Below are 12,024 nucleotides of genomic sequence, written 5' to 3' on the forward strand. Positions count from 1 at the left end.
TTGGAATTCGAGACCGACGCCTTCGCCAGCCTTGACGGGGAGCCCTTCACCGGGTGGGCGACGGTCACCGAGGGGGCCGAGAGGTCCGCCCAGGCCTTCGTGGGCGGAGTGGCGCGGGGGCCCGAAATACTCTGGGACCCCAGCGGCCAGGTGACCTACGTCGGGTTCTTCTCCCTCGGAAGGATCATGGCCGGCCCCTCCCACCAGTGGGACGGCGAGGGCCACCTCGTTTCCGAGCACGTCAACGACTTCTCGGGCGACCCCCTGCTCTCACGCTCCTGGGACGCCTCCGGGCGCCTCGTGCACGAGGAGCGCTACTCAGCGTCCCCCGCCGGGTCCGGCCAACCGACCGGGGAGCACGGGAGCAGGCCGTGGCGGAGGATCCGCGTCGCGGCGGGAACCGCCCCGCCCGAACCCGGGGGCGCCGCACCGGTGCCCCGTGTCGAGGACCTCCGGGTCAGCCGGACCGGGGCGGACGGCCCCCTCGTCCTCCTGCACGGCCGGCCCTTCACGGGAGAGGCCGTCACCCGGGACCCGTGGGGCCGGACCGAGATGCACACCTTCGTGGAGGGGGTCGAGGACGGGGTCACCCTGACCTGGTCTCCCGGCGGCGCACTCGTCACCCAGGGCATCACCCGCTACCCCCACGGACCGGTGGGCCCCTGGCACCAGTGGGACGAGCGGGGACGGCTGCTGCGCGAGACCGTGCACGACGCCCTGGGCAACCGGATCATCGTCCGCGAACTCGACGAGGCGGGCGACATCGTCCGCGAGGAGCGCAGACCTCCCGCGCGGCTCGCGCGCGACCCGCGCACCGGTCAGGAGCGCCCCGCCACCTGGCTCTGAACGCCCCGGAGGCGGAACCGCCCCGAGCCGAGGCCCGGCCCCGGACGAACAGCCGGCCCGCTCGGCGGCCGCGATCCCCGGACGCTTCCAGGAGGGGGCCACGGGACCGCACCGCTCCCCCGACAGCACGGCCACGGACCACAGCAACATCCCGGCCCCTCCCCTTACACCCCTCCCGCCCGAACGCGGGCACACGGGACCGACACAGAACAGGCAGGAGCGCACCCGCGTTGACCGAGAACCCCCGGCAGGAGACGGCACCGGCCCGAAGGCACACACCCCTGCGCGCGGCGGCGGCGCTGGCGCTGGCCCTCGGCTCCTGCCTCGCACCGGCCCCCGCCGCCGCCGACCCGGCCGATCCGCCCGCCCTGGCGCAGGTGCACCCGTTCAAGGGGGCCGCCGACCCGTGCGCGGCGACCGGCGGCGACGTGGTGGGGCAGGCCCCCTGGACCCACCACTTCCTCGGGTTGTCGAAGGCGCACGAGCTGAGCACCGGCCAGGGGGTGCGGGTGGCCGTGCTGGCCACCGGGACGGACGCGGACGCGCCCGGGCTCGGCGGCGCGGTGGAGGGCGGCGGTTCCGGGGACTGCCTGGGCTTCGGGACCTTCCTCGCGGGGGTGGTCGCGGCCCGGCCGGTTCCCGGCAGCGGCCTGGTGGGCGTGGCCCCGGAGGCGTCGGTGGTGGCCGTGCCCACGGGGGACGCCGGCACCGGGACGACCACGGCCGGACAGGTCGCCGCGGGTATCGGATCGGCGGTGGACGCGGGGGCCCGGGTGGTGCTGGTGGGCACCGCGGCCTGGGAGGGGTCTTCGGAACTGGACGCCGCGGTGGCCGCCGCGGCCGGGGCCGGCGCCCTGGTCGTGGCCCCGGCGACGGTGGACACGGCCCGCGGCGCCATGCCGGGCTACCCGGCGCAGGACCCCTCGGTGCTGAGCGTGGCGGCGCACGACGTGGAGGGGGCGCCGACCGCGGAGTCGCTGCTGCTCCTGCCGAGCGGGGAGCTGGCCCGGGTGGACCTGACGGCTCCCGGCGAGCGCGTGCCGGGCCTGGGCCCGGGCGGCGGGCACGTCGCGGCCGGGGGCGACGGCGTGGCCGCGGCCTTCGTGGCGGGTTCGGCCGCGCTGCTCATGGCCCGCGAACCCGGCCTGTCGGCGGAGCGGGTGCGCGAACGCCTCCTGGACACCGCCTACGCCTCCCCGTTCGGACCGGCCGACCCCTACACCGGCGGCGGGCGGGTCGACCCGCTGGGGGCGATGGCCACCACCGGGTCCGGCCCGGCCGCCACCGTGCGGGGCGAGGGGTTCGTGCCCGGCCCCTCACCCCGGGGGTCGCTGAGCGAGATCCCGACGGCGGCCGTGGTGGCCGTGTCGGTGCTGCTCATCGTGCTGTGCGGCCTGGGCGGCGCCGTGGTGCGCAACGGGCGCGCCCGGGGCTGGCGCCCCGCCGCCCCCGGGGAGGCCCCCCTCGGCGGGCCCGCCGCCGACGCGACCGTACCCGGGCGGGGCGTTCCCCCGGTGCGGGCGGCCCGGTGACGGGCCGCCCGCTCAGTCCTCCCCTGCGCCCTCGGCGATGGCCAGCTGCACCTCCACGGGGTCGCGCCGGGAGATCCACAGGGCACGCCCCGGCGGCATCCGCCGGGCCCGGATGTTGCCGAACAGCATGCCCTCCGAGGGCGGGGCGGACAGCAGGATGCTCGGGGTGTTGAAGTCGATCAGCGAGCGGATGACCGGGTCGGAGGAGGCGCGGCCGAACCCGCCCGCGGCGTGCGCGAGGATCACGTGCATGCCGATCTCCGCGCCCTGGGCGAGCATCGGCATGAGCGGGGCCATCGGGTTGGGCCCGCTGCCGCTGACCAGCTCGAAGTCGTCGATGATGATGAACAGCTCGGGCCCGTTCCACCAGTCCCGCCTGCGGATGCGGTCGGGGGTGATCTCGGGTCCGGGCATGCGCACCTTCATCGCCTCGGCCGCGGCCGCCATCATCTCCCGGACGTTGTCCGCCGAGACCGCGTAGCCCAGCTGCATCTCCTTGGGCACGGCGTCGTAGAGCTGGCGGCGCTGGTCGGCGAGCACGACCCGGGCCTCGGCGGGTCCGTAGTGGTCGCGGACCGCGTTGGTGATGTGGCGCACCAGTGTGGTCTTGCCGGTCTCGGTGTCCCCGACCACGAGCAGGTGCGGGGTGGCGCCGAAGTCGTGCCAGAAGGGCTGCATGCGGCGGCTCTCCAGGCCCAGGGGCACCCTGAGCCCGCCCGCCTCGGTCAGCTCGGAGTCGGGCAGCTCGGCGGCGCGCAGCGTGGGGGGCAGGGTGCGCACCGGCGGGGCGGCGGGGCCCGTCCAGGCGGCGCGGACCCGCTCGACGATCTCGGCCATGCCCGCGGACAGGGTCACCGGGTCCGGGTCGCCGTCCGCCCGGGGCAGGCCGGTGAGGAAGTGGTACTTGTCCTCGGTGATGCCGCGCCCGGGGACGCGCGGCACGCCCTGTGCGGCGCGCATGTGCACCATCGAGTCGACGGGGTCGCCCAGGCGCAGCTCGAAGCGGGTGCCCATGAGGTCGCGGATGCCGGTGTTGAAGTCGGCCCACCGGGGTGAGGCGACCACGACGTGCAGACCGTAGTTGAGGCCGCGCTGGACCAGCTGGACGATGGAGGCCACCAGGTCCATCTGCTCCTGGCGGATGGTGCCCCAGCCGTCGATGAGCAGGAACACGTCGCCGTACGGCTCGTCGGCGAACTCCCCCGCCGCGCGGCGGGCGCGGTAGGTGGTCATCGAGTCGACGCCGTGCTCGGCGAAGAGGGTCTCGCGGCGGGTGAGCAGTTCGTGCATCTCCATGACCGTGCGGACGATGCGACGCTCGTCGGTGCGCGCGGCGACGCTGCCCATGTGCGGCAGGCCGCTGAGCGCGTGGAGCACGCCGCCGCCGCAGTCGATCCCGTAGAACTGCACCTGGGCGGGGGTGTTGCGCAGCGCCAGCCCCAGGACCAGGGAGGCCATCAGGGTGCTCTTGCCGCTCTGGGGACCGCCCGCGATGCCGACGTGGCCTCCCGCCCCGGACAGGTCGGCCACCATGGGAAGCCGCGTGTGCTCGAAGGGCCGGTCGATCATGCCGACCGGCACGGTCAGGGAGGCCTGGTCCTGCCAGGCCAGACCGCCCTCGGGTACCCGGACGCCGGTCATCGCGAACAGCTCGTCGAGCAGGGGCGGCACGCCCAGCGGGGGCAGCCAGACCTCGCGGGCCTCCGGGCCGAGCCCGCCCAGCCGGGACAGGGCGGTGGCCAGCAGGCTCGCGGTCTCCTCCTCCTGCTCCGGCTCGGCGGGCTCCTCCGGCTCGGGCTCGGCCGCGGGCACGAAGGCGTCGGGGAAGAGCACCACCTCGCCCCCGGCGGCGGAGCGGTGCGCGGAGCGGCGGCGGATCCGGTAGGGACCGGAGACGTAGGCGGCCTTGAAGCGGGTGAGGGTCTCGGTGTCGGTCTTGAGGAAGCCGTTGCCGGGTGCGGAGGGCAGCTGGTGGGCGTCGGGTACGCCGAGCACGCCGCGGCTCTCGATGGCGGAGAAGGTGCGCAGCGCGATCCGGTAGGACAGGTGCCCCTCCAGCTGGTGCATGCGCCCCTCGTCCAGGCGCTGGGAGGCCAGCAGCAGGTGCACGCCCAGGCTGCGTCCCAGGCGGCCGATCATCACGAACAGGTCCATGAAGTCGCGGTGGGCGGCGAGCAGCTCGCTGAACTCGTCGACGACCACGAACAGCGTGGGCATCGGTTCCATGGAGGGGTCCGACTCCCGGGCCCGCTCGTACTCGTGGACCGAGCTGAAGTTGCCCGCCGCGCGCAGCTGCTCCTGGCGGCGGACCAGTTCGCCGTGCAGGGCGTCCTGCATGCGCTCGACCAGCGTGGCCTCGTCGGCCAGGTTGGTGATCAGCGCCGAGGTGTGCTGAAGGCCGTCGAGCCCGATGAAGGTGGCGCCGCCCTTGAAGTCGACGAGCACGAAGTTGAGGGTCTCGGAGGAGTGGGTCAGGGCCAGCCCCAGGACCAGGGTGCGCAGCAGTTCGCTCTTGCCCGAGCCGGTGGCGCCGATGAGCATCCCGTGCGGGCCCATGCCGCCGAGCGCGGACTCCTTCAGGTCCAGTTCCAGGGGCGCGCCCTCGGAGGTCATGCCGATGGGCACGCGCAGCCGGTCCTTGGGGTGCAGCTCGCTCCACATCCGCTCGACGTCGTGGCGGTGCAGGTCGGCGATGCCCAGCAGGGTGGTCAGCTCGAAGTCGGTGGTGAGGGGTTCGGTGACCTCGACGGCCATGCTGATCCGGTAGGGGGCCAGCAGGCGGGCCAGCGAGGCGGCGCGGCCCGGGCTGAGGGCGTCGGGGCGGCCCAGGTCGTCCTCGGTGTCGCGCCCGGTGTTGTCCCGGGAGAGCATGACCAGGCGCCCGGGTTCCACGCGCAGGGCCAGGGTGTAGGGGTCGTCCTCGGGCGGCATGGGGTCGGCGACGTCGAGGACGACGGCGTTGCGGTAGCCGCCGCCGAGCAGGCGCGAGCCCGGGGGGATCTGGCCGCCGTCCACGACGACGACGGTGTAGGGCTCCTCCCGGTTGGGCACCGCCGTGGGGTCGAAGCGGGGCCGGTCGGCGAGGTCGGCGCCGATGAGCTGCTCCAGTTCCACCGCGTCCGAGCACAGCAGCCGGGCGTGGCCCGCGCCGTCCCGGGCGGCGGTGTGCTGGGTGTGCGGCAGCCACTTGGTCCACGCCCAGTGGGCGAGCGCCTCCGGGGAGGCGCACACGGCGATCCGCAGTTCGTCGTGGGCGTGGAAGACGGCCAGCTGGCCGATCAGGGCCCGGGCCAGTGCCCGGGAGGCGGACAGGTCGCCGCGCATGGTGATCCGGGCGTATCCGCGCAGGTACACCTGGACGGGCTGGTCCTCGACCGTGCCGTAGGCCCGGATGAAGCGGCGCAGGGCGTGCGCGCTGAGGGGTTCGAGGTCCTCCACCGGCTTGGAGGAGACCGGGGAGATCGCCATGGCCAGGGCCTGTTCGCCCACGGCGACGCGCACCTCGGCGAAGTCCTCGTCGTCGGCCCGGCGCTCCCACAGGCGGGAGGTGCGCACGATCGACCACAGGGCGTCGGGGTGGGGCGCCCGCCAGAGCATGGCGTCGCGCTGCTCGGTGACGACCTCGCGCAGACGCGAGCGCATCTGCTTGAGGTAGCGCAGGTAGTCCCGGCGGTCGTCGTTGAGCTTCTGGCGGCGTTCGAGCAGGGTGCGCACGTACTGGCCGCCGAGCATCACCACGGCGCCCACGAGCATCATGCCGCCGGCCAGGTAGGGCATGATCGTGCTCCCGCCGCCGCCCGGGCGGATGAACAGCATCACCATGGCCATCGAGGTCAGGGCCATCGGCAGGTACATGAACAGGGAGGACATGCCCGACTGCGGCTCGGACAGCTCCGGCGGCTCCTGCAGGGTGACCTCGCCGGAGGGCAGGTCGGGGCCGGGTCGCCGCGGGGGGCGGCGGACGAGGATCGTGCTCACGGGGGCGGGGGCCTCCTTGTCAGGCCGCGGGCGGCACCGGCGGACACCGGGCGACGGAGACGACGAAACTGCGTACGGGTGACGTCCAGAATGCACCAAACACTACTGTGGCCAAATAAAGTCACAAATCCGGAAACTTAAACCAACACAACTCCAAAAACCGGCCTCGGAGTGTTAGCGTCACTTCCGCTCCTGTCACGAGAGACCCATAGAGGGCCCCACCGGATGAACGACCCCGCATCCGCAGACCTGTGCCGCCTGCTGATCCGCGCCCCCGGGCGCTCCTTCGAGATCGCGGCCCCCACGGAGGTCCCCCTCTCCGAGCTCCTGCCGACCCTCGTCCTCTACGCAGAGGAGGACAACGGCGAGGACCTGGACGAGAGCGGCCTCGAACACGACGGCTGGGTCCTCCAGCAGCTGGGCGACGAGCCGCTGGAGGAGGACGAGACGCTGCGCTCCCTCGGCCTGTGCCACGGCGAGACGCTCTACCTGCGCCCCCGCCGCGACCAGCTGCCGCCGGTGCACTTCGACGACCTCACCGACGGGGTCGCCACAGGCATGTCCGAGCGCCCCGACCGGTGGCGTCCCGAACACACCCGCGCCCTGCTCCAGGCCCTGGGCCTGGCCGTGCTGCTCACCGGCCTGGCCGTGCTGGCCACCGGGGGGCGCGGCCTGCCCACCGCCGTGGCCGCCGCCACCTCCGCGGCGCTCATGCTCCTGTCGGCGTGGGCCTCCTCCCGGGCCATGGGCGACCTGGGCGCGGCCACCGGACTGGCGACGGCGGCCACCGCGGCCATGGCCCTGGCCGGGGCCTCCGTGCCCGCGGGCGAACCCGGCACCCTGCTAACGGGAGCGGTCCTGCTGACCGCCTCGGTCACCGCGGGCGGCGCCAGCGTCCTGGGGCTGGCCGCGGTCGCGGGCTCGGTGCCCTTCTTCACCGGGCTGTTCACCGTCGAGGTCCTGACCGCGCTGGGCGGCGTGTGCCTGATGTTCCTGCCCGGGGCCACGGTCCCGGCGGTGGCGGGCCTGGTCGCGCTGGTCGCCCTGCTGACCGGCACGTTCGCCCCCCAGCTGGCCTTCCGGCTCTCGGGCCTGCGGCTCCCGCCGCTGCCCTCCAACCCCCGACAGCTCCAGGAGGGCATCGACCCCTTCCCCGCACGCGCCGTCCTGGACCGCACCGCCCTGGCCGACCGCTTCCAGACCGCCCTGTACGCCGCCACCGGCGCCGTGCTCACCGTGTGCCTGGTCGTGCTCGCCGCGGCGCCGGGGTGGGTGCCGCGCACACTGTGCGCCGTGCTGGCCCTGGTGATGCTGTTGCAGTCCCGCGGCCTGGGCGGGGCCTGGCAGCGGGTGCTCATGGTCGCCCCGCCGTGGATCGGCCTGGCCGCCCTGGTGCTGGTGCTGTCCTGGAGCACGGACCCGCTGTCCCGGATACTGGCCGTGGCCGGGCTGTTCGCCGCCACCGCGGTGCTCGCCGTCGTCTCCTGGACCCTGCCGGGGCGGCGCGCCCTGCCGCACTGGGGGCGGGCCGCGGAGATCACGCAGTCGCTGCTGACCGTCGCGATCGTCTCGCTGGTCCTGGCGGGCTTCGGCGTGTTCTCACTCCTGCGCGGGATCGGCGGCTGACATGCAGTCACGTCGCGACCGGGTGATGGCCTACAACTTCACCGTCGGACGGCTGGGCACCGCGATGCTGGAGGGCGACCCCGACGCGGTCGACGCCCCCATGCGCCGCACCCGTACCGGCACCTACATCGGCGCGGCCATCGCGGTCCTGCTGTGCGTGGGCTTCCTCGTGTTCGGCCTGCTCTTCCCCGGCGGGGCCACCGCCTGGCGACAGGAGGGCCGGATGGTCGTGGACCGCGACAGCGGGGCCACCTACCTCTACTCCGGCGGAATCCTGCGTCCCGTGGACAACTACGCCTCGGCGCTGCTGGTCCAGGGCGGAAAGGCCGAGGTCAGCGTGGTATCGGCGAACTCGCTGGCCGGGGTGCCGGTGGGCGGACCGGTCGGGATCACCGACGCGCCCGACTCCCTTCCGCTGTCGGGGAACGAGGCGGTGTGGCGACTGTGCGCGCTGCGCCCGGAGGAGAGCGACGGGGGGCGGGAGGCCGACCGCGGACGCACCGCGCTGGTGATCGGCCGGGCGCCCGCCCCCAACCCGCTGCCCGACGACGGCGCCGTGCTGCTCTCCGGCCCCGACTCCACCCCCCACCTGCTCTGGCGCGGCTCCCTGCTGCGCCTGGACGAGGAGGGCGGCGCCGTCCAGGCCCTGGGCTACGGCACGAGCCGGGCGCTGAGCGTGGACGCGGCCTTCCTCAACACCGTCCCCACCGCACCCGACCTGACCGCACCGGAGGTCGCCGACGCCGGGGCGCCGGCCGGAACGGTGGCGGGTGAGGAGCGCCGCGTGGGGCAGGTGTTCGCGGTCGCGACCCCCGGACAGCCGGACCAGCACTACCTGATGACCGGCACCGGGCTCGTGCCGCTCACCCTCACCGAGGCCCAGCTGCTGCTCGCCGACCCCGACGTCTCGGAGGTCGCCTACCCCGGCGCGGTCCCCGGGGCCGTCCCGCTGCCCGCGGGCGAGGCGCACGCCCGGCTGGCCCCCGGCGCCGAGGCGGCCGGTGGCCAGGAACCGCTGCTCCCGGCCACACCCCCGACCCTGGTGGAAACCGGGCCGCGGGTGCCCTGCCTGCGCCTGGACCCGGACGGCTCGACCTCGCTCACCCTGGACGACCCCGCCTCGATCGAGGCCTGGCCGGTGCAGGAGCGGCCCTCGGTCGCCGCCGGGTGCCCCACCCCGGAGCTGATCGGCATCCCCTCCGGCGGCGGGGCGCTGGTGCGGGCCCGTCCCGTGGGAGGCGGCGGCGCCTCCCCCACCCACTACCTCGTCACCGACGCGGCGGCCAAGTACCCGGTCGCCGACGACGGTGCCCTCCAGGCCCTCGGCTACAGCACGGCCGAGGCCGTCCCCGTTCCCACGTCCCTGCTCCGGCTGCTGCCCACCGGGCCGCTGCTCATCCAGGAGGCCGCCGCGCTGCCGCTGGCGCCCTCCGTACGCGCCGGCGGGGCCGAGTGCCCCCGGTGACACCACCAGAGGAGAGGAAGAGATGGCCGAACCGAGAACCAAGAACACAGAAGAGGGCAACCGGATCGCCCATGACGCGATGTCGGCCGCCCACACCGAGTGCAACCGCATCTACAGCAACGTCGACAGCACCCGCGACACGCTGCGCATGTCCTGGCACGGCGCGGCCTCCAACAAGTACAGCGAGGCGCTGGTCGGCTGGCTGGACGAGCTGCGGCTCATCACCAACGACATGAACCAGATGATCGTCACCTTCGGCGGAACCGAGCGGAGCATGGTGGCGACCGAGGACGAGGCGATCCTGACCGGTTCGCGCTGGATGAACGACCTCAACCCGAACCAGCCCGGCTGAGGGCACCTCCTCCCCGCAGGCACCTCCCTTCCGAAAGGCGGTACACCCGTGAACGGGTTCGATGTCAGTTACGGCTACGTCGACGACGCCACGGTCCAACTGCGTACCCAGACCGACGCGGTGGCCAGGCAGATCGAGGAACTCGACAGCAAGATGCAGACCATCATCGCCAACGAGGCCCTGGTCGGTGAGATGGCCACGAACTACAACACCAAGGTCAGCGCCTGGCGCAAGAACGTGGAGGACATGCGCCTGCTGCTGGCCAAGGCCGAACTGGCCCTCAACGAGATCCGCAACAACTACGCGGGGACCGACCGCCGCGAGGCCATGAACTGGGCCGCGCTGCTGTAGGGCCCCCTTCCCAGGGGCGGGCGCCCCTCCCCGTCCACGGGCGCCCGCCCCGCTCCTCTGACGACTCCCACCCCCGCTCCCATCCCTCTCACCACCGCCACCACCCCATCCGACAAGCGTCCGCCGCGCGGGCGGCGAGGAGGCTGACGTGGAAACCCCGGCTTTCGACTTCCGTGCCGCCCTCTCCGGGTTCGAGGCGGATCCTCCCGTACCCGAGGATCCGGAGCAGGAGACCGGTGAGGAACAGCAGGCCGAGCAGGAACCCCGGCAGGTACGCTCGGGAAGCTTTCCGATCAGCATCGACCTGAACACGGGCATGCTCCTGCTGCGCAACGGCTCCGGATCGGTCGAGGTGGACACCGCGAACCGGGAGGCGGTCGTCCGTCCGCCCGATCCGGGCGCCGACCCCGGCGACGGCGACCTGATCGTGCTGCGGTCGCTGCGTGCGGAGGAGCGACAGCAGCCGACCGAGTTCCTTCAGGCGCAGGAGGCGCTGCCGCACACGCCGGGAGCGGCGCCCGCCCGGACCGAGGCGGAGCCCGGTCCCGTGGTCGAAGGGGACGACGTCCCCGTCCAGCTGGCGCAGGAACAGGTCCTGCGCACGGTACGGGTGGAGGAACCCCAGGAGCGGGACATCTCCGGCATCCCGCAGCCGCAGACCCTCCATGAGCACGAGCACCTGCTCCCGAGGACGGAGACCGTCGCCGCCGAGCCCGTCGGCACCCCCATGGAACGGGCGGTGGCCGGGGACGTCCTCACCTACGGCGGGGGGACCCCGCGGACCGAGTCCGGACAGACCGGGGAGAGCAGCACCCCCACGGAGCCCGTGGAGGCGCACACGGTCGCGCCTCCCCCGGAGGAGGGCACCGATCCGGACGAGGAGGCTCAGGGAGAGGACGCCCGGGGCGAGGGTCCCGTGGTGACCGTCGACCCCGACACCGGTGAGACCACCGTCGAGGTCGGTGACCTGCGGCTGGTCGTGGACCCCGAGCGGGGGACGATCAGCGTCGACCCCGGTGACCGCGACGTGCCGCTGGACCCGGAGTCCGAGCCGATCACGGTCGAGGCCGGGAACCTGCGCCTGACCGTCGACCCGGAGCGGGGCACGGTGGTGATCGAGCCCCTCGAACCCGGGGAGGGGACGGAGGGGTCCGAGCAGTTCACCATCGAGATCGGCGACCTGCGCGTCACCGTCGACCCCGAGACGGGCGAGGTCACCGTGGACCCGGGCGACGGCGAGGTCGAGGTCGACCCCGAGACGGGCCTGGTGACCATCACCGAACCCGGGAGGGACCAGGACTCCCCGACGGAGGGGGACCGGGACGGCCTCCCGGAGGACCGGCGGGAGAGCTCCTCCGACGGCGGAGACGAGAAGACTCCGCAGCAGGGGGACACCCGGGGCCCGGGACAGACGTCGGGCGGCAGCGGGTCGGGAGGCGACCAGACGGGCCAGACCCCCCTGACACCGCTCACCCCCACCACCGTCACACCGAGGACGCCCGCCGAGGAGACCTCCGAAGCGGGCTCCCCGGAGGAGGCCGTCACGGACACCCCGGAGGACACCGTCCCCGGGGAGACCGTCGGGGGCACCTCGAACACCCCCGCCTCCGGGGAGCCGTACCAGGGCGTGGTGACGGAGGAGGACAGAATCCCGGTCACCGAGGGGACGCCCGCGCCCACGGAGACCCTCCCGAACGGCGGCGCCCTCCACAGCCGCACCGCCCCGGGCCAGTCCGACTTGGAGGAGACGGAACAGGACGGGAACCCGACCCCCGACACACCCCAGCCCGTCCACACCTCCTCGAACCCCGACCCGAACCCCGGCACCTCCCACCCGGCCCCAGACCAGGACCCGCCGCCGACGACGGAGAGCG

Annotated in this window: 7 protein-coding genes and 1 pseudogene; 7 read left to right on the forward strand and 1 reads right to left on the reverse strand. The window is 74.1% G+C overall.

Annotated features, from left to right (window positions below; translation table 11 throughout):
• Both FYW95_RS27505 and FYW95_RS00215 read left to right on the forward strand, forming a co-directional pair.
• Complete coding sequence (locus FYW95_RS27505) at positions 1–846, forward strand: toxin-antitoxin system YwqK family antitoxin (RefSeq protein ID WP_236567630.1); 846 nt, start codon at positions 1–3, stop codon at positions 844–846.
• Positions 847–1,076: 230 nt separating this feature from the next.
• Positions 1,077–2,378 carry a S8 family serine peptidase gene (locus FYW95_RS00215; RefSeq protein WP_236567631.1) on the forward strand — a complete coding sequence of 434 codons (1,302 nt, stop codon included), beginning with the start codon at positions 1,077–1,079 and terminating at the stop codon, positions 2,376–2,378.
• A gap of 12 nt (positions 2,379–2,390) precedes the next feature.
• Here the strand turns inward: FYW95_RS00215 and eccCa are convergent, their stop codons facing one another.
• Positions 2,391–6,356: a type VII secretion protein EccCa gene (eccCa, locus tag FYW95_RS00220; RefSeq protein ID WP_159940996.1), complete on the reverse strand. Its 3,966-nt coding sequence runs from the start codon at positions 6,354–6,356 to the stop codon at positions 2,391–2,393.
• Positions 6,357–6,581: 225 nt separating this feature from the next.
• On the opposite strand from eccCa, the gene eccD reads away from it, so the two are divergent.
• The 5 genes and pseudogenes from eccD to FYW95_RS00245 form a co-directional block, all read left to right on the forward strand.
• A complete protein-coding gene (gene eccD, locus FYW95_RS00225) occupies positions 6,582–7,982 on the forward strand; it encodes a type VII secretion integral membrane protein EccD (RefSeq protein ID WP_159940998.1) in 1,401 nt (466 codons plus the stop codon).
• A gap of 1 nt (position 7,983) precedes the next feature.
• Positions 7,984–9,447 carry a type VII secretion protein EccB gene (gene eccB, locus FYW95_RS00230; RefSeq protein WP_160049867.1) on the forward strand — a complete coding sequence of 488 codons (1,464 nt, stop codon included), beginning with the start codon at positions 7,984–7,986 and terminating at the stop codon, positions 9,445–9,447.
• A gap of 22 nt (positions 9,448–9,469) precedes the next feature.
• A complete protein-coding gene (locus tag FYW95_RS00235; protein WP_236567632.1) occupies positions 9,470–9,799 on the forward strand; it encodes a hypothetical protein in 330 nt (109 codons plus the stop codon).
• Between the two features lie 48 nt (positions 9,800–9,847).
• On the forward strand, positions 9,848–10,150 hold the full coding sequence (locus tag FYW95_RS00240; RefSeq protein ID WP_159941002.1) for a WXG100 family type VII secretion target: 303 nt from the start codon (positions 9,848–9,850) through the stop codon (positions 10,148–10,150).
• A 148-nt stretch (positions 10,151–10,298) separates the two neighbouring features.
• Positions 10,299–12,024: pseudogene (locus FYW95_RS00245) on the forward strand (hypothetical protein); the annotation flags it as partial.

The sequence above is a fragment of the Nocardiopsis sp. FR4 genome (assembly GCF_009830945.1).
In the GTDB taxonomy this organism is placed as follows: domain Bacteria; phylum Actinomycetota; class Actinomycetes; order Streptosporangiales; family Streptosporangiaceae; genus Nocardiopsis.

Coding starts and splice junctions, on each gene's coding strand:
- FYW95_RS00235 (WP_236567632.1), top strand. CDS start 9,470: ATGGCCGAACCGAGAACCAAGAACACAGAAGAGGGCAACCGGATCGCC.
- eccD (WP_159940998.1), top strand. CDS start 6,582: ATGAACGACCCCGCATCCGCAGACCTGTGCCGCCTGCTGATCCGCGCC.
- eccB (WP_160049867.1), top strand. CDS start 7,984: ATGCAGTCACGTCGCGACCGGGTGATGGCCTACAACTTCACCGTCGGA.